The 25,783-nt window shown below is 68.8% G+C and carries 23 protein-coding genes and 1 tRNA gene; 9 read left to right on the plus strand and 15 right to left on the minus strand.

All coding sequences use genetic code 11. From position 1 onward, the window contains the following. Window positions 1-38 precede the first annotated feature (38 nt). Window positions 39-1,634, minus strand: coding sequence for a polyamine aminopropyltransferase (locus tag ACH4YL_RS04520; protein ID WP_398504767.1), 1,596 nt, complete (start codon window positions 1,632-1,634; stop codon window positions 39-41). Window positions 1,635-1,697: 63 nt separating this feature from the next. Further along, window positions 1,698-2,246: a DUF2617 family protein gene (locus ACH4YL_RS04525; RefSeq protein ID WP_398504769.1), complete on the minus strand. Its 549-nt coding sequence runs from the start codon at window positions 2,244-2,246 to the stop codon at window positions 1,698-1,700. Between the two features lie 780 nt (window positions 2,247-3,026). Here ACH4YL_RS04525 and ACH4YL_RS04530 point away from each other — a divergent pair. Beyond that, window positions 3,027-4,226 (plus strand): pyridoxal phosphate-dependent aminotransferase, encoded by a 1,200-nt coding sequence (locus ACH4YL_RS04530; protein ID WP_398504771.1) that lies wholly within the window; start codon window positions 3,027-3,029, stop codon window positions 4,224-4,226. 121 nt (window positions 4,227-4,347) lie between these two features. Continuing rightward, on the plus strand, window positions 4,348-5,565 hold the full coding sequence (locus tag ACH4YL_RS04535; RefSeq protein WP_398504773.1) for a glycosyltransferase family 39 protein: 1,218 nt from the start codon (window positions 4,348-4,350) through the stop codon (window positions 5,563-5,565). A 9-nt stretch (window positions 5,566-5,574) separates the two neighbouring features. Here the strand turns inward: ACH4YL_RS04535 and ACH4YL_RS04540 are convergent, their stop codons facing one another. Continuing rightward, window positions 5,575-6,108, minus strand: a complete 534-nt coding sequence (locus ACH4YL_RS04540; RefSeq protein WP_398504775.1) for a YbjN domain-containing protein — start codon at window positions 6,106-6,108, stop codon at window positions 5,575-5,577. Window positions 6,109-6,211: 103 nt separating this feature from the next. After that, window positions 6,212-8,821 carry an ATP-dependent chaperone ClpB gene (gene clpB, locus ACH4YL_RS04545; RefSeq protein ID WP_398504777.1) on the minus strand — a complete coding sequence of 870 codons (2,610 nt, stop codon included), beginning with the start codon at window positions 8,819-8,821 and terminating at the stop codon, window positions 6,212-6,214. A gap of 141 nt (window positions 8,822-8,962) precedes the next feature. On the opposite strand from clpB, the gene ACH4YL_RS04550 reads away from it, so the two are divergent. After that, window positions 8,963-9,367 carry a pyridoxamine 5'-phosphate oxidase family protein gene (locus ACH4YL_RS04550; RefSeq protein ID WP_398504779.1) on the plus strand — a complete coding sequence of 135 codons (405 nt, stop codon included), beginning with the start codon at window positions 8,963-8,965 and terminating at the stop codon, window positions 9,365-9,367. 134 nt (window positions 9,368-9,501) lie between these two features. Here ACH4YL_RS04550 and ACH4YL_RS04555 read toward each other — a convergent pair whose 3' ends face one another. Then, entirely contained in the window at window positions 9,502-9,822 is a 321-nt protein-coding gene (locus ACH4YL_RS04555; RefSeq protein ID WP_398504781.1) for a (2Fe-2S)-binding protein, read from the minus strand. 386 nt (window positions 9,823-10,208) lie between these two features. On the opposite strand from ACH4YL_RS04555, the gene ACH4YL_RS04560 reads away from it, so the two are divergent. Next, window positions 10,209-11,192 carry a helix-turn-helix transcriptional regulator gene (locus tag ACH4YL_RS04560; protein WP_398505590.1) on the plus strand — a complete coding sequence of 328 codons (984 nt, stop codon included), beginning with the start codon at window positions 10,209-10,211 and terminating at the stop codon, window positions 11,190-11,192. A gap of 200 nt (window positions 11,193-11,392) precedes the next feature. Here the strand turns inward: ACH4YL_RS04560 and ACH4YL_RS04565 are convergent, their stop codons facing one another. The 4 genes from ACH4YL_RS04565 to dnaK form a co-directional block, all read right to left on the minus strand. After that, the gene (locus ACH4YL_RS04565) at window positions 11,393-11,845 is read right to left on the minus strand and encodes a heat shock protein transcriptional repressor HspR (RefSeq protein WP_398504783.1); all 453 of its coding nucleotides are present in this window, start codon (window positions 11,843-11,845) and stop codon (window positions 11,393-11,395) included. 1 nt (window position 11,846) lies between these two features. Then, window positions 11,847-13,040, minus strand: a complete 1,194-nt coding sequence (gene dnaJ, locus ACH4YL_RS04570; protein WP_398504785.1) for a molecular chaperone DnaJ — start codon at window positions 13,038-13,040, stop codon at window positions 11,847-11,849. Window positions 13,041-13,106: 66 nt separating this feature from the next. Then, window positions 13,107-13,757, minus strand: a complete 651-nt coding sequence (gene grpE / locus ACH4YL_RS04575) for a nucleotide exchange factor GrpE (protein WP_398504787.1) — start codon at window positions 13,755-13,757, stop codon at window positions 13,107-13,109. Next, window positions 13,754-15,607: a molecular chaperone DnaK gene (gene dnaK, locus ACH4YL_RS04580; protein ID WP_398504789.1), complete on the minus strand. Its 1,854-nt coding sequence runs from the start codon at window positions 15,605-15,607 to the stop codon at window positions 13,754-13,756. Before dnaK ends, grpE begins: the two co-directional genes overlap by 4 nt. Before the next feature lie 194 nt (window positions 15,608-15,801). Here dnaK and ACH4YL_RS04585 point away from each other — a divergent pair, with 194 nt between their 5' ends. From ACH4YL_RS04585 to ACH4YL_RS04600, 4 genes are all read left to right on the plus strand, one after another. Then, the gene (locus ACH4YL_RS04585; protein ID WP_398504791.1) at window positions 15,802-16,377 is read left to right on the plus strand and encodes a sugar transferase; all 576 of its coding nucleotides are present in this window, start codon (window positions 15,802-15,804) and stop codon (window positions 16,375-16,377) included. Between the two features lie 166 nt (window positions 16,378-16,543). Beyond that, window positions 16,544-18,814 carry a heterodisulfide reductase-related iron-sulfur binding cluster gene (locus ACH4YL_RS04590; protein ID WP_398504793.1) on the plus strand — a complete coding sequence of 757 codons (2,271 nt, stop codon included), beginning with the start codon at window positions 16,544-16,546 and terminating at the stop codon, window positions 18,812-18,814. A 327-nt stretch (window positions 18,815-19,141) separates the two neighbouring features. Then, entirely contained in the window at window positions 19,142-20,269 is a 1,128-nt protein-coding gene (locus ACH4YL_RS04595; protein WP_398504795.1) for an FG-GAP repeat domain-containing protein, read from the plus strand. Between the two features lie 108 nt (window positions 20,270-20,377). Continuing rightward, entirely contained in the window at window positions 20,378-21,271 is an 894-nt protein-coding gene (locus tag ACH4YL_RS04600; RefSeq protein ID WP_398504797.1) for a Yip1 family protein, read from the plus strand. A 105-nt stretch (window positions 21,272-21,376) separates the two neighbouring features. Here ACH4YL_RS04600 and ACH4YL_RS04605 read toward each other — a convergent pair whose 3' ends face one another. From ACH4YL_RS04605 to ACH4YL_RS04615, 3 genes are all read right to left on the minus strand, one after another. Then, window positions 21,377-21,874 (minus strand): phosphoribosyltransferase, encoded by a 498-nt coding sequence (locus ACH4YL_RS04605; RefSeq protein WP_398504799.1) that lies wholly within the window; start codon window positions 21,872-21,874, stop codon window positions 21,377-21,379. Window positions 21,875-21,879: 5 nt separating this feature from the next. Next, window positions 21,880-22,455, minus strand: a complete 576-nt coding sequence (gene dcd, locus ACH4YL_RS04610; protein ID WP_398504801.1) for a dCTP deaminase — start codon at window positions 22,453-22,455, stop codon at window positions 21,880-21,882. Window positions 22,456-22,528: 73 nt separating this feature from the next. Further along, window positions 22,529-22,705, minus strand: coding sequence for a hypothetical protein (locus tag ACH4YL_RS04615; protein WP_398504803.1), 177 nt, complete (start codon window positions 22,703-22,705; stop codon window positions 22,529-22,531). Between the two features lie 218 nt (window positions 22,706-22,923). On the opposite strand from ACH4YL_RS04615, the gene ACH4YL_RS04620 reads away from it, so the two are divergent. Then, window positions 22,924-22,997: transfer RNA gene (locus ACH4YL_RS04620), tRNA-Gly, on the plus strand. Window positions 22,998-23,048: 51 nt separating this feature from the next. Here the strand turns inward: ACH4YL_RS04620 and ACH4YL_RS04625 are convergent. The 3 genes from ACH4YL_RS04625 to ACH4YL_RS04635 are packed head-to-tail and all read right to left on the minus strand — an operon-like array spanning window position 23,049 to window position 25,736. Continuing rightward, a complete protein-coding gene (locus ACH4YL_RS04625) occupies window positions 23,049-24,209 on the minus strand; it encodes a tyrosine-type recombinase/integrase (RefSeq protein WP_398504805.1) in 1,161 nt (386 codons plus the stop codon). Continuing rightward, window positions 24,209-24,421: an excisionase family DNA-binding protein gene (locus tag ACH4YL_RS04630; protein WP_398504807.1), complete on the minus strand. Its 213-nt coding sequence runs from the start codon at window positions 24,419-24,421 to the stop codon at window positions 24,209-24,211. Before ACH4YL_RS04630 ends, ACH4YL_RS04625 begins: the two co-directional genes overlap by 1 nt. After that, on the minus strand, window positions 24,414-25,736 hold the full coding sequence (locus ACH4YL_RS04635) for a replication initiator (protein WP_398504809.1): 1,323 nt from the start codon (window positions 25,734-25,736) through the stop codon (window positions 24,414-24,416). Before ACH4YL_RS04635 ends, ACH4YL_RS04630 begins: the two co-directional genes overlap by 8 nt. Window positions 25,737-25,783 lie beyond the last annotated feature (47 nt).

Raw genomic sequence — 25,783 nt, forward strand, 5'->3', positions numbered from 1 at the left:
GATCGAGCCTACTCAGACCCGCCGCTCCCGTCTGCGATTCAGTCCGTGTAGCGCGGATGCACCAGAGTGGAGGCCGGCAGGCCGAGCAGTCTCGTACGCTCCGCCCCCCACGCGTCCTCGGCGAGCACCGCCCGGGTCAGCGACCGCAGCCGCGGAGCGCGAGGGTCGAGGGCCAGCTCCGGCGGCCGGCGGGGCGCGGCGAGCAGGAAGCCCCAGTCCGGCGGCGCGGACGCGGTCCCGATGGAGCGGTCCGGGCCGGCGGAGAAACCGGCGAGCCGCCCGGTCGCGCGGTACGGCGTCGTGCCGAAGCCGGCCGCCCGCAGCGTCGCGTCCACCGTCCAGTACGTCCGCGGCCGCGCCGCCACCGGCCCCGCGTGCACCACCAGCCGTCCGCCGCGGGCAAGGACCCGCGCGCCGAGCGCGTAGAACTCCTGCGAGTAGAGCTTGGTGCTCGGTGTGATGCCGGGATCGGGCAGGTCCGAGATCACCACGTCGTACGAGTCGCGGGGCGCGCGCAGCCAGGAGAAGGCGTCCGACGTCGCCACCCGCACGCGGGGATCGCGGTACGCCTGTCCGTTGAGCCGGGCCAGCGCCGGATCGCCGCGGGCGAGCCGGACCACGCCCGGGTCCCGTTCGACGACGGTGACCGTGCGCACGTCCGGGTAGCGCAGCACCTCGCGGGCGGCGAGCCCGTCGCCACCACCGAGGATCAGCACCCGCGCATGCGGACCTCGCATCGCGGGATGGACCAGCGCCTCGTGGTAGCGGTACTCGTCACGGCCGCTGACCCGCAGCCGCCCGTCCAGGAAGAGGTCCGGCGGCCCGGACGGGGCGCCGGTGAGAACGATTTCCTGGACGTCGGTGTGGATGGCGACGCGCACCTGGTCGCCGTAGACCGCGCGGCGGGCGGCCCGTTCGAAGTCGTCGACGAGCACGGTCGCGGTGGCCAGCACCACGAGGACCATGACATTGGCGACGAGCAGCCAGCCTCGCGAACGTGCCGTCAGATCGCGGCGGAAGAGCCACAGCACAAGCGATCCGCCGGCCACCGCGTTGACCGCGCCCGTCAGCAGTCCGCCGGTGAGCTGCCCGAACAAGGGCAGCAGCAGAAACGGGAACGCGAGCCCGCCGACGAGCGCGCCCACATAGTCCGCGGCGAACAGATCGGCGACAGTGCCTTCCGCGTCCCGCCGCGAGATCCGCTGGATCAGCGTCAGCAGCAGCGGGATCTCCGCACCGATCAGCACGCCGATGGCGAGCGAGAAGGCCACCAGCACAAAACTGGAGTCGCCGATCCAGGCGAAGGCCGCGTACAGCACCATCGCGGAGCAGCCGCCGACCAGTGCCAGCAGCGATTCCAGCAGACCGAAGCCGACCGCGGCCCGGCAGCGCAGCCGCTTGGCGAGGAGCGAGCCGATGCCCATCGCGAAGACCATCACCGACAGGACGACGGACGCCTGGGTGACGGAGTCGCCGATCAAGTACGAGGCGAGCGCGACCAGTTCGAGCTCGTACACCAGTCCGCAGGCGGCGCAGACGAAGACCGCCGTCAGCACGAGGAACCGGCCTGCGTCGGGGCGCACGGGCAGCAGCACCGCACCTTGGGGCGGTGACAGCGGCGGCCGGTCAATCATGCCCGTAACGCTACGTCACGAGCCGCATGCACCCTGTCACCCACAAGGGTTCTCACCACGGAATCACAGCGCCGCGCGCTCCACAGACCGCTCCGGACGGGCGTTGTGGGAGAGCGCGCCGACCCTCGTACGGGTGACGACAAGGCGGCCCTCCTGCGGATAGGCGTGCCAGGTCCGCCAGCGCACCTGGCCGTCGAGCCGCTGCGCCATCATCGCCGTGAACGCGTGTGGGGAGCCGGGAAATGTGCCGGCAAGTCCGTTCGGATGGTCGGCGACCAGTGCGAGCAACTCCTGCGCCCGCCCGGCGAACGAGCCCTGCGAGAGCGTCTCCACGCGCGCGGCGAACTCGTACTCCCAGTCACCGAGACGCTTGGCCACGCCGAGCGGCAGCGGAGTGCTGGAGCCGGGCATGCAGGCGACGGTCTCCGAGCAACTGCCCTCGTCCTCCTCGAGCAGCACCTGATGGGAGGCACCGAGCAGCCTCAACTGCAGCTTCGACCCCGACAGTTCGAGATCGAGCACGGCCAGAGCGGGCAGCGGCTCCCGGCCCAACGCCCATGCGAGGTCGTCGGCGCGGGTGTCGGTGTACGCGGTATGGAGGGTCGTGAGCATGGGTCGGCTCCGCAAGCACGCTTCGGCGGGTGGACACGTGGACCGGGGGCGCCCCTGAGAGACGAGTTCAAGATGATCCGGGGACTGCCTGCTCGGGTCCACGACTGGTCCGAGGGCTGGATGGTTCCAACAGGTTCCAACAGCGAGGGAATCATGAAGTACGCGGGGCTCACAGCCCTTTTACCCAACTTGCAGGGGTTTCCATCCCCTAGGGGGCCCCACGGTTCATCTGTTCAACAAAACACGCCGGGCCGGCCGGGGCGGTGAAGGTGAACGACGGCCTACACAACGGCCAACACGCCGGTGGCGCGTCAACGCCGAGGCACCCGGCGGGAGTTAACCGCCGGGTGCCTTCCGTGGTCGCGGACCAGCTGCCCCGTGTCAGCTGCCTCCGCCACCGCATCCCCCGCCGCCCCCGCAGGATGAGGAGCTTCCGCAGGACGAGCCACCGCCGCACGACGAACCCCCGCCGCCGCTGTCACCCGCCCACCAGCTGCCGCCCCCGCCGCCGCCGGCCGCGCCGCTGCGCCGCCGCCCGCGGCGCCTGCCGCGCTTCCCCAAGGCCCTCACGATGCCGATGAGCGCGAAGAAGACAAGCGCAATCAGCACAATCTCGAAGAAAGCCATTGCTTCTCACCGTCCTTACTTTTCCCCCGAAGCGAGACCCCCGCGTCATCGCGTGACCGCTTCTTGCGTGACCGCTTTCTTGCGTGAAATGGGGATGCCCCCGGCCTCGCGGGCCCAAAGCAGACTTGAGCAACTCCAGAGCTTCGGCACAGGATGGCCGACATGGACGCACACGCACCCGGACGACGACCGCTGCTCAACCGCCGGCTCGCGGAATTCGGCACGACGATCTTCGCGGAGATGTCGGCGCTGGCCGCCGCGACCGGGTCGATCAACCTCGGCCAGGGCTTCCCCGACACCGACGGCCCGGACGAGGTCAGAGAGGCGGCGGTACGGGCCCTGCGCGACGGCCGCGGCAATCAGTACCCGCCGGGCACCGGCGTCCCCGAACTGCGCACCGCGATCGTCGAGCACCAGCTCAAGCGGTACGGCCTGGCGCTCGACGCGGACACCCAGGTGCTGGTCACCGCCGGTGCGACCGAGGCGATCGCGGCCTCACTGCTCGCGCTTGTCGAGCCCGGCGACGAGGTCATCGCACTGGAGCCGTACTACGACTCGTACGCGGCGAGCATCGCGATGGCGGGCGGACGGCGGGTGCCGGTGACCCTGCGGCCGCGGGACGGCGCGTACCACCTCGACCTCGACGAACTGCGCGACGCCGTTACCGACCGCACGCGGCTGATCCTGCTGAACACACCGCACAATCCCACCGGCACGGTGCTGACCCACGAAGAGCTGGGCGCGATCGCCGAGCTCGCCGTCGAGCGCGATCTGCTCGTCGTCACCGACGAGGTGTACGAGCACCTGGTCTTCGACGGCGAACACACGCCACTGGCGACCTTCCCCGGGATGGGCGAACGCACGGTCACCATCAGCTCGGCGGGCAAGACGTTCTCCTTCACCGGCTGGAAGGTCGGCTGGGTGACGTCGTCGCCGGAACTGGTGACGGCGGTCCGCTCCGCCAAGCAGTTCCTCACCTATGTGGCCTCAGGGCCCTTCCAGTACGCCATCGCCGAGGCACTGCGGCTGCCTCAGGCGTACTTCGACGGGCTGCGCGACGATCTGCGTGCCAAGCGCGATCTGCTGAGCGCGGGGCTCGCGGACGCCGGTTTCGAGGTCTACCGGCCCGCCGGGACGTACTTCGTCACCACCGACATCCGGCCGCTCGGCGAGGACGACGGCTTCGCCTTCTGCCGTGCGCTGCCCGAGCGGTGCGGTGTGGTCGCCATCCCGAACGCCGTCTTCTACGACCACCGCGAGCAGGGCGCCCCGTTCGTACGCTTCGCCTTCTGCAAGCAAGAGGCGGTCCTGCAGGAGGCGGTGACCCGGCTCAAGGGGCTGGCTAGCGGGTAAGGCGCCCGCTGTCACGGGCGACACGCGCTCCTTCAGCCGACCGGGTAGGAACAAGGCCTGTCGGCTGGTCAGCGCTCGCATGGACGGCCCCGGCCGCTCATCGTCGGGTTGACCGACACTTGTGCGCGCCCGGAGGTGCCCCCTGTCCGCCGAGACTCTCGAGAGAGCAGACAGAGCAGCCGCGGCGGCGGGTACGACCCGGCCCGTCCCCCGCTGGCGTGCCGCGCTGCTGCGGGCGGCCCCCGCGCTGGGCCTGTTCGCGGCGGCACGGCTGACCGGGCTGCTCGTGATGGCCGGCTGGGCCTGGCACATCGGCCGCTCACCGCGGGCGATCCTCGCGCGGGCCTGGGACTCCGACTGGTACATGCTCATCGCCGAGCACGGCTACGGCCGCATCCTCTACTGGCCGGACGGCGCGGTCCAGAGCGATCTGGCGTTCTTCCCGCTCTACCCGGCGCTGGTACGCGCGGTGACGACGGTGGTCCCGGTGACCAGCGGCAGCGCCGGGCTGCTGATCTCGTGGACGGCGGCGGGCGCGGCGGCCTGGGGCATCTACGCGGTCGGCGAGCGGCTCCACGGGCGGCGCACGGCGACGCTGCTGGTGCTGCTGTGGGGGCTGCTGCCGCACTCGATCGTGCTGTCCATGGCGTACACCGAGCCGGTGCTCACGGCCTTCGCGGCCTGGTCGCTGTACGCGCTGCTCACCCGGCGCTGGCTGTGGGCGGGCGTCCTGGCGTCGCTGGCTGGGCTTTCCCGGCCCAACGGGATCGCGGTGGCCGCCGCGGTGCTCGCGGTGGCCGCCTGCGAGGTGATCCGGGCTCTTGGGCGGCGCGAGCGCGTGGACCGGCGGATCTGGGCGGGCGCGGCGCTCGCGCCGGTCGGCTGGTGCGGCTATGTGCTCTCCGTCGGCATCCGTACCGGCGATCCGCTCGGCGGCTACTTCTCCGTGCAGCGCGGCTGGACCTCGACGTTCGACTTCGGGATCGGGGCGCTGAAGGTGGTGCGGGACATCGTGCTGCGCCCCGCGCTGTTCTCGTTGCTGGTGGCGCTGCTGATCGTCGCCGCCGCGGTGCTGCTGTTCGCGCTGAGCGCGCTGGAGAAGCCGCCGCCGGCGCTGCTCGTCTACTCCGGGGTGCTGCTGCTGATCACGGTCGGCGGATCGGGGTTCTTCGAGTCGAAGCCGCGTTTTCTGCTGCCCGCGTTCCCGCTGCTGCTGCCGCTGGCCCGGGCCATGGCAAAAGCCCGGCCCAAAGCGGCGGTCGTGGTGACCGTCGCCCTGGCCGGGCTTTCCTTTGCCTATGGGACGTATCTGCTGACGCTGTCCCCGATCGCGCTGTAGGGCTGAGCCTCAGGCGTCGTCGGCGGGCTTCTCGTCCGCCGGCTCCAGGCCGAGTTGCTCGACGAGCCACTTGTCGAACTCGATGGCCGCGCGGACCCAGCTGACCGTGGAGGACACGAAGTGCTCCAGGCTGACGCCGGTGCCGGTGAGCATCTGTGCCTCACCGATGAGCCGGATCGTCGGGGCCGCGTCCTGGTCCTCGTCGTGCAGGTGCGTGTAGACCTTCGGCCACAGCGTGCGGCGGTTCCAGTCGTCGATCACGTCGAGGATCTTCTGCTTGTCCTCGACCGGGAGCGGACGGTCGTAGAAGGTCCGGACCGAGAAGACCTGCTGGTCGTCCTCGCCACGGAACATGAAGTACGTGCGGAATTCCTCCCACGGCGCGGCGAGGTCGCCCTCGTCGTCGACGACGTACTTCAGCTCCATCTGGTCGAGGAGCTGCTTGACCAGGTCCTGGTCGGGAACGACGGGGCCCGCCGGTCCTGCGGCCTGAGGCTTGGGCTGGCCCCCGAAATTCGGAATCGAGGACGGATCGATGGTCACCGTGGATTTCCCTTCGTACGGATGCGGCCATCCTCCCCCATGCCGGGCGGTCGGGCGCAACCCCTGAAGGCCGCGCCCGGCCGTCACGGCGACTTTGCGGCCGTCACAGCGCCTTCTCGGCCGCCGGCGCCGACGCCGGGCCGACCAGCAGCTCGTTCTCGAAGCGGTCGACACGGATCGTGTCACCGTCCGTGACCTCGCCCGCCAGGATCTCCTTGGCCAGCCGGTCGCCGATCGCCGTCTGCACCAGGCGGCGCAGCGGCCGGGCTCCGTACGCCGGGTCGTTGCCCTCGTCGGCCAGCCACTCCAGGGCCTCGGGCGTGACCTCCAGCGTGAGCCGGCGCTCGGCGAGACGCTTCGCGAGCCGGTCGATCTGGAGCCTGGCGATCCGCGTCAGCTCGCCCTTGGTCAGGGCCGAGAAGACCACCAGGTCGTCGAGCCGGTTCAGGAACTCCGGCTTGAAGGAGGCCCGGACGACCTCCAGGACCTGCTCCTTCTTCTCCGCCTCCGAGGTCAGCGGCTCGACCAGATACTGGCTGCCCAGGTTCGACGTCAGGATCAGGATCGCGTTCCGGAAGTCGACCGTGCGGCCCTGGCCGTCCGTGAGCCGGCCGTCGTCGAGGACCTGGAGCAGGATGTCGAAGACCTCGGGATGCGCCTTCTCGACCTCGTCCAGCAGGACGACGGAGTACGGACGGCGGCGTACGGCCTCGGTGAGCTGGCCGCCCTCCTCGTAGCCGACATAGCCGGGCGGCGCGCCGACCAGCCGGGCGACGCTGTGCTTCTCGCTGTACTCCGACATGTCGATGCGGACCATCGCCCGCTCGTCGTCGAAGAGGAAGTCCGCGAGAGCCTTCGCCAGCTCGGTCTTGCCGACACCCGTCGGGCCGAGGAAGAGGAACGAGCCCGTCGGCCGGTCGGGATCGGCGATCCCGGCCCTCGTACGGCGTACCGCGTCGGAGACGGCCTGCACGGCCTCCGACTGGCCGATCAGCCGCCGTCCCAGCTCCTCCTCCATCCGCAGCAGCTTCTGCGTCTCGCCCTCGAGGAGCCGGCCCGCGGGAATGCCGGTCCAGGAGCCGACCACGTCCGCGATGTCGTCCGGGCCGACCTCGTCCTTGACCATGGTGTCCTTGGCAGCCTCCTGCTCGGCCTCGGACGCCTCCTCCAACTCCCGCTCCAGCGCCGGGATCTCGCCGTACAGCAGCTTGGACGCGGTGTCGAAGTCGCCGTCGCGCTGGGCGCGCTCGGCCTGGCCGCGCAGTTCGTCGAGCTTCTCCTTGAGCTCACCGACGCGGTTGAGGCCCTCCTTCTCCTTCTCCCAGCGGGCGGTGAGGCCGCGCAGCTCCTCCTCCCGGTCGGCGAGGTCGCGGCGCAGCTTCTCCAGGCGCTGCCTGGATCCGGGGTCGGTCTCGTTCTTGAGGGCCAGCTCCTCCATCTTCAGCCGGTCCACGGAGCGCTGGAGCTCGTCGATCTCGACCGGCGAGGAGTCGATCTCCATACGCAGCCGGGAAGCGGCCTCGTCGACGAGGTCGATGGCCTTGTCCGGGAGGAAGCGCGAGGTGATGTACCGGTCGGACAGCGTTGCGGCCGCAACCAGTGCGGAGTCCGCGATCTGGACCTTGTGATGGGCCTCGTACCGGCCCTTGAGTCCGCGCAGGATCGCGATCGTGTCCTCGACGGTCGGCTCCGCCACCAGCACCTGCTGGAAGCGGCGCTCCAGCGCCGGGTCCTTCTCGATGCGTTCGCGGTACTCGTCGAGCGTCGTCGCGCCGACCATCCGCAGCTCACCGCGGGCCAGCATCGGCTTGAGCATATTGCCCGCGTCCATGGCGGAGTCGCCGCCGGCGCCCGCGCCGACGACCGTGTGCAACTCGTCGATGAAGGTGATGATCTGGCCGTCGCTCTCCTTGATCTCGGAGAGCACGGTCTTCAGTCGTTCCTCGAACTCGCCGCGGTACTTCGCACCCGCGACCATCGCGGCGAGGTCGAGTGCCACCAGCCGCTTGTTCTTCAGCGACTCGGGCACGTCGCCCTTCACGATGCGCTGGGCAAGGCCCTCGACGACGGCGGTCTTGCCGACGCCGGGCTCGCCGATGAGCACCGGGTTGTTCTTCGTACGCCGGGACAGCACCTGGACGACCCGGCGGATCTCCTGGTCACGGCCGATGACCGGGTCGAGCTTGCCTTCGCGGGCCGCGGCGGTGAAGTCCGTGCCGAACTTCTGCAGCGCCTTGTACTGGCCCTCCGGGTCGGGTGTGGTCACCCGGCGTCCTCCCCTGGTCGTTTCGAAGGCGGCCAGCAGCTTCTTGGCCGTGGCGCCTTCCTTCGCGAGTACCTCACCGGCCTGGCCGCCCTTGGCGGCGATGCCGATGAGCAGATGCTCGGTGGAGAGATAATCGTCGCCGAGTTCCTTGGCGCGCTGCGCGGCGTCCGCGATGACGGCGAGCAGCTCACGGTTGGGCTGCGGCGGTGCGACCGTGGATCCGGTGACGCTGGGCTGCGCGGCGAGCAGCCGCTCCGCGCCGGACCGCACGGCTGCCTGGTCCGCCTCGACGGCGGCCAGCAGGTCGGTGATGTTCTCGTTCTCCTCGCCCGCGAGGAGGGCGAGGAGCAGATGCGTGGGGGTCAGATCTGGGTGGCCGTCGGACACCGCCTTGGTGGTGGCGGCGTTCAGGGCGTCCCGGCTCTTGTTGGTCAGCTCGGCGTCCACGGGCGGTTCTCCTCCTCGGCTCAGTCGCGGTGCACAGTCTCTGCGAACGTCTCGAAGACTATGACTGATCCAACGGTCACAAAGTTGAGTCTATTCCGCTCAAGGTAGTGATGGCCAGCCGCCGCCGGTAGGTTCCGGAGCATGGCCAACGACCCGCGGAACCCCGGCGCTTCCTTCCTGAGCTTCTGGCGCGAGTACCACCTGTGCACCCTGACGACCTCGCGCCAGGACGGCACGCCGCACGTCGTGGCGGTCGGCGTCACCTACGACCCGGAGGGCGGCGTCGCGCGCGTCATCACCAACAAGAACAGCCGCAAGGTCGCCAACATCCTGGCCGCGGGCCCGGACGGCGCGGCGGTCGCGGTCTGCCAGGTGGACAAGGGCCGCTGGGCGACCCTGGAGGGCCGCGCGAGGGTCCGTACGGAGCCGGAGCTCGTCGCGGACGCGGTGGAGCGCTACGCGCAGCGCTACGGCCGCACACCGGCCCCGAACCCGGACCGGGTGCTCATCGAGATCGCCCTGACCCGGGCGATGGGCAGCGCCTGAGCGCCACCGGGGCCGTACGCGAAGAGCCCGGGGCCGTACGGGAAAAGCACAGCGGCGCCATCGCGTTTCAGGTCCACGATGGCGCCGCTGTGTGGGGGAAGCGCCTGAGCGATTTACAACGACGGGGGAACCGCTCAGGCACTGCGGGGGGTGGCGGTGGTGGTGTCGGGCTCGGCCAACTGATGATCACGCTGGTCGAGATTGACGAAAATCATGCCGTACCTGATGGCACAGCGGACGGGCTGTGGTGCTCCACGGGGCCGGCGAAGGCACCGGTATGCACGAACGTCTTCGTCCTCCTCGCGTGCCACGACGATCGGCTCGCCGAACAGGGTGACCATCAACGAGTCGCCACGGTGGGGGATTGCCGTGACGAGGTCGATGAAATGCCACCCCGAGCGGTAGGCCGTTGCCATCTCACGCCGGAAGGTCCGGTCGTCCGGTGGAACGGTCATTCGTTCGTGCCTGCCGGACCGACACCCCAGGAAGGCTCACCAGGGGCGACTACGGCAGTTGCCGGAGCAGCACCCCAGGAGGGCTCACCTGGCGCCGAACCCGAGTCCGCGGAAACGAGGCCGCCCCACGAAGACTCGCCCTGGGTCGCCGCCACCACGGCAGGGGAGCTGCTACCCCAGGAGGGCTCACCGGAGGCCACCGCACCTAGCGCGGCCGCCGCTATGGCAAGAGCACAAAGAGCACGTAGCGTCCTAGACATGGGTGTTCTCCACCTCTTTTGATCATTCCTCCTCCCCCGCGCATAAGACGATGTCTCACTCCGAACGCTTGCACCAGCGACGGCAGGCATCATGTTCCTGTAATGCAGGAGCCTGAGGGGGTGCATATGCCATCTAATGAGGTCGAACCGGGACACCCTCACGCAGACGGTGAGCTGTGCGAGTCGGGGAAAAGTCTGTACATCACCGCTCTTCGCACGGGGCGTATAGCCCGGTCAGAGGCGGAATCCACGCCCTGTCTCTTCGATCTCGCCCTGCTGCACCCGGATCCCGACGACGCTCAGTGGCTTCGCCCGGTTCCGCCGACCACTGCGCTGACACAGCTGATACACCCCATCGAGCGGGAGATCCAAGAGCGGCGACGACGAACTGTCGCTCTGACCGACGCTCTTGAGCCATTCATGGCGTTCACCGCGCAGAATTCCACCGTCCCACAGGGGATAACAGTCCTCGAGGGCCTCAACCGCATCAACACAACCCTTGACCAGGTCACCGCAGACTGCACGGAGGAGCTCCTCACCGTCCAGCCCGGCAGCGGGCGGCAGCCACACATCCTGGAGAAGGCGCTGCGCCGGGTGGAACCGCTGATCGAGCGGGGTGTCCGGATGCGCACCCTCTACCAGCACACTGCCCGTCACCACCCGGCCACGCTCGCCTACATGGAGCAGGTCGGGCCCTCGGGCGTCGAGGTGCGGACGCTGGAGGAGATCATCGACCGGCTGATCATCATCGACCGGAAAGTGGCCTTCATCCCGGCGAGCAGCGACCGTCTTTCGGCCCTGGAGCTGCGGCACAAGGGGATCGTCGAGTATCTCGTCGGCGTCTTCGAGCAGTTCTGGCTGCACGGCATCCCGTGGGAGGAGCCGATCTCGTACGGCCCGGACCTGGACGGCATCACGGGCGTGCAGCGCTCCATCGCGAAACTGCTGGTGGAGGGCCATGTGGACGAGGCGATCGCGCGCCGGCTGGGGATGAATGTCCGCACCTGCCGGGCGCACATCGCCAAGCTGGGGTCGTCGCTGGGCAGCGGGAGCCGTACTCAACTGGGCTATCTCATCGCGCAGTCGGGCATTCTCGAGCACGAGTCCTGACGGGATTCCTGACGAGTACCTGACCAAAACTGCCGGGATAGTCGACCTGATTCCGCCGTCCCGAGGAGCCGTTCTGCGGGCCCGCCGGCCTCCGGCGGGCCTCCGGGGCGCATCTCTCGGCGTACGGCCTTCAGGAGCCCGCCAAAACGCCGGACGGGGCAAACTCGACCCGTCCGGCGCCTGGTTGAGGACCTGCGTTGTTACTCCGACCGCTTCGGCCGCCACACCACCAGCGCGCTCGCCTGCTGCACATCCTGGTACGGCACAAGATCCCGCCGGTACGAAGCGTGCACCTGCGCCTCGCGCTGCTGCATCGCCGCCGCCGCGCCGTCGACCGCCGCCGACAGCTCGGCGACCCGCGCCTGCAGCGCCGCGACCTGGTGCTCCAGCTCGATGATGCGCTTGATGCCGGCGAGGTTGATGCCCTCGTCCTGCGACAACTGCTGGACGGTGCGCAGCAGTTCGATGTCGCGGGCGGAGTAGCGCCGGCCCCGGCCGGCCGTGCGGTCGGGGGAGACGAGACCGAGGCGGTCGTACTGCCGCAGGGTCTGCGGGTGCAGACCGGACAGCTGGGCCGCCACCGAAATCACGTACACCGGCGACTCGTCGGTCAGTTGGTAGGGGTTACGGCTGCGTCCCGATCGGGGGTCCATGTCATGCTCCCTTCGCGGCCTGGAACAACTCGTCCCGCGGGTCCTCGTCCGCGGTGGCTTCGCGGTAGGCCTGCAGCGCTTCCTTCGCCTTGTCGCTGAGCTCGGTCGGGACCGCGACCTCGACGGTGACCAGCAGGTCGCCGCGGGAGCCGTCCTTGCGGACCGCTCCCTTGCCGCGGGCGCGCATCGTACGTCCGTTGGGCGTGCCCGCGGGCAGCTTCAGCGTGACCGGTGGACCGCCGAGCGTCGGCACCTTCACCTCGCCGCCGAGCGCCGCCTCCGGGTAGCTGACGGGCACGGTGACCGTGAGGTTGTCGTCCCTGCGGCCGAAGACCGGGTGCGGGTCGACATGCACGACGACATACAAGTCACCGGCGGGGCCGCCCCGTTCGCCCGGAGCGCCCTTGCCGCGCAGCCGGATCCGCTGGCCGTCGGAGACGCCCGCCGGAATCCTGACCTGCATGGTCCGCGAGGAGCGGGCGCGCCCGCTGCCCTTGCAGACCTCGCAGGGGTCCTGCGCGATCAGACCGCGGCCCTTGCAGTCCACGCACGGGTCGGTCAGCGAGAAGGACCCGCTGCCGCCGCGCGAGACCTGGCCGGTGCCGACACAGGTCGGGCACACCCGAGGCGTACCGTTTTTGTCGCCGGTGCCGGAACAGGCCTTGCACGCGGCCGAGCTGGACATCCGCAGCGGGACCGTGGCCCCGTCGACCGCCTCGGTGAAGCTGAGCGTCACCTCGGACTCGATGTCCTGGCCGCGCCTGGGCTGCGTACGCGTACCGGCGGTGCCGGCGCCGCGGTTGAACAGTCCGCCGAACACATCGCCGAGACCGCCGCCGAAGCCGCCGGCGCCACCTTGCGCTCCACCGCCCTGCGCGCCGCCGAAGAGGTCGCCCAGGTCGAAGTTGAAGCTGCCGCCGGCGCCGCCCGCACCGGGCCCGGCGCGGAAGCCGCCGTTCCCGAACAGGGCGCGCGCCTCGTCGTACTCCTTGCGCCGCTTCGGGTCGCCGAGGATGTCGTTCGCCTCGGAGATCTCCTTGAAGCGCTCCTCGGCCTTGGCATCACCCTTGTTGGCGTCCGGGTGGTACTCGCGGGCGAGCTTCCGGTACGCCTTCTTGATCTCGGCCTCGGTGGCGTCCTTGGGGACGCCGAGAACCTTGTAGTAGTCCTTCTCGACGAAGTCCTTCGTGCTCATCGACGTCCCTCCTCTCGGACAATCACCAGGTCAACCCACCGGCCAACCCATCGGTCAACCACCGCGTCAGCCCTCCTCCGGGCCACCGCTCTCCTCGTCGTTCGCCGTCTCTTCCTTCGAGACCGCGGGCGCCGCGCCCGGCTGGGGCTCGGCCACCGCGACCCGCGCGGGCCGGATGGTCCGCTCGCCGATGCGATACCCCGGCTGCAGAACCGCGACGCACGTGGTCTCGGTGACATCCGGTGCGTACGAGTGCATCAGCGCCTCGTGGATCGTCGGGTCGAAGGGCTCGCCCTCCTTGCCGAACTGCTGCAGGCCCATCTTGGCCGCCGCCGTCTCGAGAGACTCGGCAACCGACTTGAACCCGCCCACGAGTTCACCGTGGTCCCGTGCACGACCGATGTCGTCGAGCATCGGCAGGAGCTCGGTCAGCAGATTCGCCGTGGCGATCTCCTTGACCGTGATCCGGTCGCGCTCCACACGACGGCGGTAGTTCTGGTACTCGGCCTGGAGCCGCTGGAGGTCTGCCGTGCGCTCCTGGAGCGCCGTACGGACCTGGTCCAGCTGGGCCGTCAGACCGGTAATGATTGCTGCGTCCCCTGCCGGGGCCGCCGGGCCCTCCTTCTGGGAGGACTCGGCGGACTCGGCGGCGTCGTCAGAGGTGGCGCCGGAGGGGACGTCGGGCTTCTCTTCGAACCCCGGAGTCTCCTCCGTCACGCGGCACCACCCTTGGCGTCCTTCTCGTCGTCGACGATCTCGGCGTCCACGACGTCGTCCTCCGCCTTGGCCTGCTCGCCGGCCGGAGCCTCGGCGCCTGCGGCGCCCTGCGCGGCCTGGGCGTCGGCGTACATGGCCTGGCCCAGCTTCTGCGAGACGGCCGCGACCTTCTCGGTGGCGGTGCGGATCTCGGCGGTGTCCTCGCCCTTGAGCTTCTCCTTCAGCTCGGCGACGGCGGCCTCGACCTCGGTCTTGACGTCACCGGGGACCTTGTCCTCGTTGTCCTTGAGGAACTTCTCGGTCTGGTAGACGAGCTGCTCGCCCTGGTTGCGGGACTCGGCGGCCTCGCGGCGGGCGTGGTCCTCCTCCGCGTACTTCTCGGCCTCCTGGCGCATCCGGTCGACCTCGTCCTTCGGCAGCGAGGAGCCGCCGGTGACGGTCATCTTCTGCTCCTTGCCCGTGCCCAGGTCCTTCGCGGTCACGTGCATGATGCCGTTGGCGTCGATGTCGAAGGCGACCTCGATCTGCGGGACGCCGCGCGGGGCGGGCGGCAGACCGGTCAGCTCGAACATCCCGAGCTTCTTGTTGTACGCCGCGATCTCGCGCTCGCCCTGGTAGACCTGGATCTGCACGGACGGCTGGTTGTCCTCGGCCGTGGTGAAGATCTCGGACCGCTTGGTCGGGATCGTGGTGTTGCGCTCGATGAGCTTGGTCATGATGCCGCCCTTGGTCTCAATGCCGAGGGACAGCGGGGTCACGTCGAGGAGCAGGACGTCCTTGACCTCACCCTTGAGGACACCGGCCTGAAGGGCGGCGCCGATGGCGACGACCTCGTCCGGGTTGACGCCCTTGTTGGCGTCCTTGCCGCCGGTCAGCTCCTTGACGAGCTCGGCGACGGCCGGCATACGGGTCGAGCCACCGACGAGAACGACATGGTCGATCTCGGAGAGCTGGATGCCCGCGTCCTTGATGACGTTGTGGAACGGCGTCTTGCAGCGCTCCAGAAGGTCGGCGGTGAGCTGCTGGAACTGGGCGCGCGTGAGCTTCTCGTCCAGGTGCAGCGGGCCCTCGGCGGAGGCCGTGATGTACGGCAGGTTGATCGAGGTCTCCGTGGAGGACGACAGCTCGATCTTGGCCTTCTCCGCGGCCTCGCGCAGACGCTGGAGAGCCATCTTGTCCTTGGAGAGGTCCACGCCGTGGCCGCTGTGGAACTGCTTCACCAGGTAGTCGACGACGCGCTGGTCCCAGTCGTCACCACCGAGGTGGTTGTCACCGTTGGTGGCCTTCACCTCGACGACGCCGTCGCCGATCTCCAGCAGCGAGACGTCGAAGGTGCCGCCACCGAGGTCGAAGACCAGGATGGTCTGGTCGTCCTTGTCGAGGCCGTAGGCCAGAGCGGCCGCGGTCGGCTCGTTGACGATGCGCAGGACGTTCAGACCCGCGATCTCACCGGCTTCCTTGGTGGCCTGACGCTCGGAGTCGTTGAAGTACGCGGGAACAGTGATCACCGCGTCGGTGACCTTCTCGCCGAGGTAGGACTCCGCGTCGCGCTTCAGCTTCTGCAGGATGAAGGCGCTCATCTGCTGCGGGTTGAAGTGCTTGCCGTCGAGCTCGATCTTCCAGTCGGTGCCCATGTGGCGCTTGACCGACCGGATGGTCCTGTCGACGTTGGTGACTGCCTGGCGCTTAGCGACCTCGCCGACCAGCACCTCACCGTTCTTCGCGAAGGCGACGACGGACGGCGTGGTCCTGGCGCCTTCGGCGTTGGTGATGACGGTGGGCTCGCCGCCCTCCAGAACGCTGACGACGGAGTTAGTCGTGCCCAGGTCGATGCCGACCGCACGTGCCATTTCAATTCCTCCAGCTGACTTACCGACTTGAGTGGATCTGACTCAAGGATGCATGACCGACTCTACCGAGTCAACAGACCTGAGTCGACCCCGCTCAACTTTTATCCCGCGCTTACCTGCAGCCTTCGCGTCAACGGACTGCCCGCGCGCGTGGCGCGCCATCCGGAAAAGCGCTGAAGGCGAACAATACGGTCATGTCCGATAAGACCATGCCTGCGAAGCGAGCCGCGGCGGTACCGCGAGCCGCATTACGAGCCCCCGACGCCAAGCGAGTCGTCGATCTGGCGGGCGGCGTGATCCTGCTGCTGCTCCTGTGCCCCGCGCTGCTCATGATCGCCGCCGTGGCCGCCGTCACCTGCCGGGGCGCGGTACTGGCCCGCCGCGACCGGGCCGGCCAGGGCGGACGGACGTTTACCATGCTTGTATTCCACATGAATCTGGCGACACCGGCTGGACGGACCCTGCACCACCACTTCCTCGACCAGTTGCCGCAGCTGATCAATGTGGTGCGCGGCGAGATGTCCCTGGTGGGCCCGCGACCCCTGCCGCCCGCCCACCGCGACCGGGCCGCGAAGCTCGGCGTACGCCCGGGCATCACCGGCCTCTGGCAGATCAGCGGCCGTTCCGAACTGCCCTGGGAGGAGATGGACGTACTCGATCTCCACTATGTGGAGCAACATTGGCTGGGACTGGACCTGAAGATCCTGGTCCGCACGCCCGCGGCGGCCGTCGCGGGACGCCGCCCACCGCGCGCGGTGAGGCTCACCTGAGCGACACAGATCACCGGCGGCGCGGCTACAGTGCGGCGAAATAACTGGGTAGTCTCAGCACGAACTGATTAAGTTACCGCTTAGTAGTGCCCAGTACTTCCGGAAATGTACCAGCTTCGGACAGTGCCGGACCGTACCCACCCTCGCAGGCCCGAGGAGCCCCGAAATGCAACTCGCCGCGATCATCGTGTCGCTGGTCCTGACCGTGGTCGGCGTTGCGCTCATCGCCCGAGCCGTGGCGCAGATCTACCGGTTCGTGAAGCTCGGCCAGCCCGTCCCGGCGGGCAGCCGCACCGACGACCCCAAGCAGCGGACGATCACCCTGGCCAAGGAGTTCCTCGGCCACACCCGGATGAACCGGTGGGGCATCGTCGGCTTCGCGCACTGGTTCGTCGCGATCGGCTTCCTGACCCTGCCGCCGACGCTGGCGCAGGCGTACGGCCAGCTCTTCCAGGCCGACTGGACCCTGCCAATCCTGGGCGGCTTCCTGCCGTTCGAGATGTACATCGAGTTCATCGGCCTGATGACCGTGGTGGGCATCGTCATCCTGATGGCGATCCGGCTGCTCAACCTGCCGTCGCGGGCCGGCCGCAAGTCGCGCTTCGCGGGCTCCAAGGCCTGGCAGGCGTACTTCGTCGAGTACGTCATCCTCACCATCGGTCTCGCGATCCTCGCCCTGCGCGGGCTCGAGGGCGCGATCCACCACGTGGACCACTACGAGGCCGCGTACTTCGTCTCGTATCCGCTGGTCCTGGCCTTCGAGGGACTGAGCGTCGCAAGCCTCCAGACGCTGATCTACTTCACCGCGATGATCAAGATCGGTACGTCACTGATCTGGATGATCACGGTCTCGCTCAACACCAACATGGGTGTGGCCTGGCACCGCTTCCTCGGCTTCCCGAACATCTGGTTCAAGCGCAACGCCGACGGTGGCACCGCGCTCGGCGCGCTGCTGCCGATGACCAGCGGCGGCAAGGAGATCGACTTCGAAGACCCGGGCGAGGACGACGTGTTCGGCGTCAGCCAGGTCGAGCAGTTCTCCTGGAAGGGCATCCTCGACTTCTCCACGTGCACGGAGTGCGGCCGCTGCCAGTCGCAGTGCCCGGCCTGGAACACCGGAAAGCCCCTCTCGCCCAAGCTCCTGATCATGTCGCTGCGCGACCACGCGCACGCCAAGGCGCCGTACCTGCTCGCCGGTGGCGGCAAGGACATGGAGGGCAACGAGAAGGCGTCCGAGGAGCAGCTGAAGGACGTCCCGGCGGCCGCTCTCGCCGAGGCCGAGCGCCCGCTGATCGGCACCCTCGAGGAGAACGGCGTCATCGACCCGGACGTGCTGTGGTCCTGCACCACCTGCGGTGCGTGCGTGGAGCAGTGCCCGGTCGACATCGAGCACATCGACCACATCGTCGACATGCGCCGCTACCAGGTGATGATCGAGTCCGCCTTCCCGAGCGAGGCGGGCACGATGCTCAAGAACCTGGAGAAGAAGGGCAACCCCTGGGGTCTGGCCAAGAAGCAGCGCGTCGAGTGGACCAAGGAGGTCGACTTCGAGGTCCCGATCGTCGGCAAGGACGTCGAGGACCTGTCGGAGGTCGACTACCTCTACTGGGTCGGCTGCGCGGGCGCGTTGGAGGACCGGGCGAAGAAGACCACCAAGGCCTTCGCGGAGCTGCTGCACATGGCGGGCGTCAAGTTCGCGATCATGGGCGGCGACGAGAAGTGCACCGGTGACTCGGCCCGCCGCCTCGGCAACGAGCCGCTGTTCCAGCAGCTCGGCCAGGAGAACGTGGCCATGCTGAACATGGCCTTCGGCGAGGACGACGAGGACGAGTCGACCAAGAAGCCCAAGGCGTCGAAGAAGATCGTCGCGACCTGCCCGCACTGCTTCAACACGATCGCGAACGAATACCCGCAGCTGGGCGGCGAGTTCGAGGTCATCCACCACACGCAGTTGCTGCAGCACCTGATCGACGAGGGCAAGCTGATCCCGGTCACGCCGGTCGACGGCCTGATCACCTATCACGACCCGTGCTACCTGGGCCGCCACAACAAGGTCTACACGCCGCCGCGCGAGATCATGTCGGCCGTCCCGGGCCTGCGCCAGCAGGAGATGCACCGCCACAAGGAGCGCGGCTTCTGCTGCGGCGCCGGCGGCGCGCGGATGTGGATGGAGGAGCGGATCGGCAAGCGCATCAACACGGAGCGGGTGGACGAGGCGCTGTCGCTGAACCCCGACATCGTGTCGACGGCCTGCCCCTTCTGCCTGGTCATGCTCACGGACTCGGTGAACGGCAAGAAGAACGACGGCCAGGCGAAGGAATCGCTCCAGGTCGTGGACGTGGCGCAGCTGCTGCTCGACTCGGTGAAGACGCCTCCGGCGGATCCGGCGGCAGCCGAGGAGCCGGCGGACGCGCCGGAACCGGAGCCGGTCAAGTAACGCGCGGTACAAAGGAAGCGGCCGGATCTGCCTCGGGGGCAGAACCGGCCGCTTTCGTCTGCTGGTGCTCCCGGCGCCCGGCCCGGGTGCCTCGGCGAAGGCCACGCTCCCGCCGCAAGGGCACCGTGGCCGGTGCACAGCCCAGCCAGACAAAGCACCTAATCTCAACCGATCCGGCACAATGCGCACCGGTGTCACTGCCCAGCGCGCGGCCCGCCCGATAACCATTGGCCAGCGATCAAGCCGTATCCATTGCTCTGCCGTCGCGCCCGGACGAGCATTCGTGAGGTGTACGTGACGGACGGGAAGCGACGGGAAGGAGTGGGCGTGCGGAGACCGCGGGCAACGACACGGAGACCGCGACTGACGGCGGCCGCTCTGGCCGCCGTCTGCGCGGCCCTGCTGGCGGGCTGTACGAGCGACCCCGCGCCGGCCGACACCCGCTCCGCCGCCGGCAAGAACGGCGACACCCCGCCCCTCGCCGGCCGCGCGGCTCCGGCCCTGCTGCCCGTCCCCCACGGCAAGGGCAGCAAGCTGCCCGACGACTTCAACGGCGACGGCCACCGCGATCTCGTACTGAACGACCTGGTGAAGGCGGCCGGCGACAGCCACGGCGACGACGCGGGCATCGGCATCGTCTACGGCACCGCCGCCGCGCGCACCCTGGACCCGGCCGTACGCCGCCTCCTCACCCCGCGCGCCAACGCCGCCCCCGTCGACGGCACGCTCCCCGCCGCCTTCGACGCCGAGGCCTCCTGCGACCTCGACAAGGACGGCTACGCCGACCTGATCGTGGCCACCGACCCTCCGTACACCGGCATCGGCCGGCCGCCCGTACCGCTCCAGCTCCTCTTCGGCTCGCCGGCCGGACTCGGTGGCAAGGCAGTGGTGCTGCGCATCCCCGAACAGGCCCGTTACGGCAACGAATGGCCCGACCACCCGGTCTGCGGCGACTTCGACGGCGACGGCAGCAACGACCTCGCGGTGACCGCGTCCTCGGGCCGGGTCAGCTTCCTGCGCGGCCCGTTCGCCCGCACCGGCGCCCCGCGCGCGGCCGCGGCCCCGGTGGAGGGCGGCGGCCCGGCGCTCTCCGCGCCGGCCACCGGCCCCGACACGAACGACGACGGCTACGACGACCTGGTGGTCTCGGCGCGCGCCCCGAAGCCGGGCGCACCGGCCAAGGGCACGCTCCTGCTCGGCGGCCCGAAGGGCCCCGCCCGCGCGGGCGGCCCGTACCGCGCCAAGGCGATCACGCTCCCACCGCCGCCCGCGCTTCCGGCGGGAGAGGCGAGCGCCGTGACGGATCTCCTCGGCTACGCGGACTTCGACGGCGACAAGCGCCCGGACCCGGTGACGCGTACGCACCGCGGCGAACGGCTGGACGTGGTGGCGCTGTACCCGTCGTCGGGTGCGCGCCCGATCGTCACCTTCAGCACCTCGGTCTTCCTCCCCTGATGAGCCCTGCCTGACGCCCCTTAGGGGATGTCACAGGTCAGCCGCAAAGGCCCGCCCGATCTGCCGGGCCGGACACCTGACTCTCCGGGACCAGGTACGTTCGAATACGTGGCTGGATTCAGGATCGGACGCGGCCGGGACAACCGCACGCAGCAGCAGCAACCGCAGCAGGCACCGCCGCCGCCCTACGCGGGCGGAGGCGGCCGTGCGGCACCGCCGTATGCGCAACAGCATCGGCCGCCGCAATGGCCCCAGGCGGGCGGCGGCGGCCATCAGCAGCACCAGGGCCACCAGGGCCCGTACGGAGAGCCGGAGTACTTCGGCGACCCGTACCAGCAGCCGCCGGGCGTCGACCCGTACGCCAACAACCCTGGCCACACCCAGGCGTTCAGCGTCAACGACGACCCGTACGGCAACGGCTCCACCTACCACGCCGGCGCCACCCCCGCCGCGCCGACGGGCCCGCGTCTGCACTGGAAGCAGCTGCTGAGCGGCATCGTGCTGCGCCCCGGCTCGACGTTCTGGCAGATGCGCGACTACGCGGTGTGGGGCCCGGCGCTGATCGTCACGTTCCTGTACGGCCTGCTCGCGCTGTTCGGCTTCGACAAGGCGCGCGAGGAGACGATCAACGCGACGATCTCCACGGCGATCCCGTACGTACTGACGACGGCGGTCGCGTTTGTCATCGGCGGCCTGATCCTGGGCGCGGTGACCCACACCCTTGCCCGCCAGCTCGGCGGCGACGGCGCCTGGCAGCCGACGGTCGGCCTCTCCATGCTGATCATGTCCATCACGGACGCACCGCGCCTGGTCTTCGCTCTTTTCCTGGGCGGCGAGAACTCGCTGGTCCAGGTGCTGGGTTGGGCGACATGGCTGGGGGCGGCGGCGCTGTTCACCTCGATGGTGAGCAAGTCGCACGACCTGCCGTGGCCGAAGGCGCTGGGGGCGTCGGCGATCCAGCTGATCGCACTGCTGTCGATCATCAAGCTCGGCACGATCTAAGGCATCTCAGAATTCTGAGAAATCTGATCTCAGATCTCTCTCAAAAATCCAAACAAAAGGCCCCTGCGTTCCGGCAGGGGCCTTTCTCACTTACTGGCGCGGACGTCACGCATCGAGCACTTGCCCGCTCCTGCGTACGACGGGCTTCTCGACGCTCCACGGGAAGTTGATCCACTCGTCGGTGCGCTTCCACACGTACTCGCACTTCACGAGGGAATGCGACTTCTCATAGATCACCGCACTGCGGACCTCGGCGACGTGATCGACGCAGAAGTCGTGGACCAGCTTCAGGGTCTTGCCGGTATCGGCGACATCGTCGGCGATGAGGACTTTCTTGTCCGAGAAATCAATCGCGTTGGGCACGGGCGCAAGCATCACCGGCATCTCCAAGGTGGTCCCCACCCCGGTGTAGAACTCCACATTCACCAGGTGGATGTTCTTGCAGTCCAGTGCATACGCCAGACCACCCGCGACGAACACACCGCCACGCGCGATGGAAAGCACGACGTCAGGCTCGTACCCGTCGTCGGCGACGGCCTGCGCAAGCTCCCGGATCGCACCGCCGAACCTCTCGTACGTCAGGTTCTCCCGCACGTCGCTCATGTCCGTCACACCTGCGTCCGATGAAAGTTCTGGAACGACCGCGACGCCGTCGGCCCGCGCTGCCCCTGATAACGCGACCCGTACCGCTCGCTGCCATAAGGGAATTCGGCGGGCGAACTCAACCGGAACATGCAGAGCTGGCCGATCTTCATGCCGGGCCAGAGCTTGATGGGCAGCGTCGCGAGATTGCTCAATTCCAGGGTCACATGCCCGGAGAACCCGGGGTCGATGAACCCGGCGGTGGAATGCGTGACGAGCCCGAGCCGCCCGAGGGAGCTCTTTCCCTCCAGCCGCGAAGCGAGATCGTCGGGCAGGGAGATGACCTCGTAGGTCGAGGCCAGGACAAACTCACCGGGGTGCAGGATGAACGCCTCGTCGCCGTCCGGCTCGACCTTTCTGGTGAGATCGGCCTGCTCGACGGCGGGGTCGATGTGTGGATAGCGGTGGTTCTCGAACACCCGGAAGTAGCGGTCGAGCCGCACGTCGATGCTCGAGGGCTGCACCATGGATTCGTCGTACGGGTCGATGCGAACCCGTCCGGCGTCGATCTCGGCCCGGATGTCCTTGTCTGAGAGAAGCACTCCCCGAGGATACGCAGAGCGCACGGACCCGCCCCACTCGGACGGCCCCGCGCGCCCCCTCCTCACACTCCGCTCACCCCTTGACCGGCTCCACGGGCACGACGTTGCGCAGCCGCGCACAACGCGGACACCGGATGAGCCGCCCGGGCCCGATCCGATCGGTGCCGAGCTGCTGCATCGGGAACGAAGCGGCGGTGAAGACGTGCCCCTCGGCACAGCGGACGACGGTGGTGCGCTCCATCAAGTCCATCGGGTCCCTTCCCCAACAAATGCGGATGAACGACCACATTAGGGGACGAACGTCACGCTGCCGAGGCGGCACTCCGCCTTTCAACGGTACGCCTCAACTCCCGCCCCTCGCAGCCACATCCGCCTCCCGAAGAACACGCAGGCCCCGCGGCTTCAAACGCCGGGGGCCTGCGATGAGGTAGAGTATGCGACGCTGCGGGAGTGATCGTCGACCGCTGCGCGGGTGTAGTTTAATGGTAGAACATGAGCTTCCCAAGCTCAGAGCGCGGGTTCGATTCCCGTCACCCGCTCCATGGAAAAGCCCCAGGCCAGCGGCCCGGGGCTTTGTTGTTGTCTAGACCGCGCTAAGCGTCTCGTGCCAGATCCGTGCCAGATGCTTGATCGTCCGGCTTTTTGCGCTGCCCACGGACCAGCTGGTCAAGCCCAGCAGCAACCTCCTTCTGCCGCTCCAGATCCGAGTGCTGGTAGATCAGCGCGGCACGCTCCGTGGACTGCCCGGCACGCACCATCGTGTCCTTGAGCGTCGCCCCGGATCGGGTCGTGAGGGTGTGTCCGGTGTGACGAAGATCGTAGAAGCGGAAGCCGTCTGGAAGGCCGACCTTGGCACGAGCCTTGCGCCATTTCCGCCCGAAGGTCGACCGCCGGAACGGCTTGCCCTTCTCCCCCACGAACAGCAGCCCGTCCGGCCCCTTTTCCGCGTACCAGTCGAGGTGCCGTCGCAGCTCGATGTGAAGAAAGGCAGGCAGGACGACGAGGCGCTTGCCCGCCTCGGACTTGGTCGGTCCTTCAGCCCGCTTGCCGGAAGTCAGTTCCGGAGCAGCCTGCCGGACGCGAACGGTCATGTTGTCGAGGTCCACATCCTTCCGGCGGAGCTCGGCCTGTTCCTCAGGGCGAAGCGGTCCATACGCGCCGAGGTAGACCATCAGCCGCCAGCGAGGCCCGAGTACGTTGGCAAGCTCATCGACCTGGTCGACTGAGGCGACCGGCCGTTCAGCCGCGGACTCCTTTCCGGCTCCCCGGATACGGCAGGGGTTCCGGCGGATCAGCTCGTCCTCGAAGGCCGTCTCCAAGATGGCCTTGAGGAGTCGATAGCTCTTGGCCACCGTGGTTTCGGCACCGGTCGAGTCAAGACGTTCTGAGCGCCAGCTCCTCACACGCGGCGCGGTGATCTCGTCGAGGTCCAGGTCCTCGAAGGTGGGAAGGATGTGCAATCGCAGCAGTCGCCGGTACAGCTCATCCGTGGTGTCGGAGAGCCGACGCTCCTTGACCCAGCGAAGCGCGTACTCCTTGAAATTGACGGCACCAGCGTCTGGGTCCTGCCAATCGCCCCGCCGGATCTCAGTCTGCTTTTCGGCGAGCCAGTCGTCAGCGTCACGGGTCGTCTCGAAGGTCTCCGGAGCAGGCCGCATCACATCATCTGCCCCCGGATAGCGAGCCTGGTATCGACCGGACGGCAGCTTCCGTACCGCACCGAACGTGCGCCGCCTGCCCTTCTTATTGCCCATCAGGCGGCCCTCCCGTAGCGAGAACGCCGACGACGAACGGGTTGGACGGTGTTGGCATCGATGTACGCCGCCAGGGCTCGTTCGGGGATGCGGACATGCCGACCGACCTTCACGAAGGTCACGCGTCGTTCGGCAATCAGGCGACGGGGGAAGCGCTCGCCCGTGCCCAGCCGCTCGGCAGCCTGCGCGACTGTGAGAAGCCGCTCAGCCATGGGTGGGTTCTCCTTCCGTGCCGAGGGCGGGAGCGAGTGAGGCGGATAGCCACTCCTCACCGCGGGTCATGCCGATACCGGCGAAAGCCCAGTGCGCGACCACGTATGTCGTCTCGTCGTCCTGGTCGGCCTCGACCGAGCGGAATTCCTCGGGCAGAGCCGCGAGCGCTTGGGCGCGCCTCCACTCCGCGCGCGCATTGCGCAGCGCCCCGAGAGTCGTCGAGTAGCGGCGCGTCTTGGTCGAGAAGTGGCCGCGGAAGCCGAGCATGTGGGCCCACGCCCTCAGACGCAGCTCATCCAGGTCCTTGCGCCCGCCGAGCAGCCAGGCCGTCCGGATCATTCGCCGGGCGTGATCCGTGATGCGCGCATGGGCGAGCTCGGCCAAGAACTTGATCGGCCGGTCCAGGGTCCCCGTCGCTGCCTCAGCGCCTTTGGTGGCGTACTTGGCGATGTAGGCAGCCACGGCGCGTTCGGTCAGTTCGGCCGGGCCCTCGAAGTCGGCCGAGCGGATCGGACGCACGTCGAGCTGCCGACCGAACCTGAACGCGTGCGGCCGGCCATCGACCACAGGCCCGTTGACGGCCGCATGGCGAGCAGCGGCTCGGATCGCGTCGGTGAGCAGCTCAGCAGTTGCCCAGGCCGGAGGGGCGCTCTGGCCACCCTCCGGGCCGTCGATACGGATCACCGCGTGAAAGTGAACCGCGCCGCGCTTCTGGTACTCGGCCACCTTGGCGAACGAGACCCGGGCGGCTTTCGGGAAGTCGCGCTGGGTGAGCCCGGCGCGCTTGGCGATCTCGCGGCGCAGGTAGATGGAGAAGCGCCGCCAGAGCAACCCCGCGTGAGCGTTCCACAGCACGGCGGCCTCGTAGTCGTACGTGGCCGGATCGAGCGGAACGCCGAGCAGATCGTCGTCCTGGTCGTGCGGTGCACCGCACCGGCAGGGCCGTACGGTTCCGCGCCGACCAGTAGGCCGGTTGTGGACAGGCCCGAAGCCGGGCGCGGTGAACGTGGCGAACACCCTGGGGTGTTGGGCGACCGTCTCCGGGTTGCCCTTGCCGCCCCGCAGTCCTGCTGTGATCAGGTGGTAGGTGTCCCGGCGGTAGACCTCTGCGCAGGCCGCGCAGCGGGTCGCCCGGCGGTTGTTACAGCGCACCAGGAGATGGCCGGCCGGGAGCTCTGCGGAGTTGAGGTGATGCAGGACCCGGCCGATCTCACCTGTGCGCGGGTTGAGTTCGTGTTCGGTGCGGTGGCCGTCAAGGCGTACGGGGTGCGTGCAGCCGCCCAGGCCGCGCAGTTGACGGACAAGGGCAGGCATGTTGCCGAGTGCGGCGAGCCCGCCCAGGTCTTTGAGCGGGGGCGCAG

Source organism: Streptomyces sp. NPDC020681 (assembly GCF_044334895.1).
Lineage (GTDB): Bacteria > Actinomycetota > Actinomycetes > Streptomycetales > Streptomycetaceae > Streptomyces.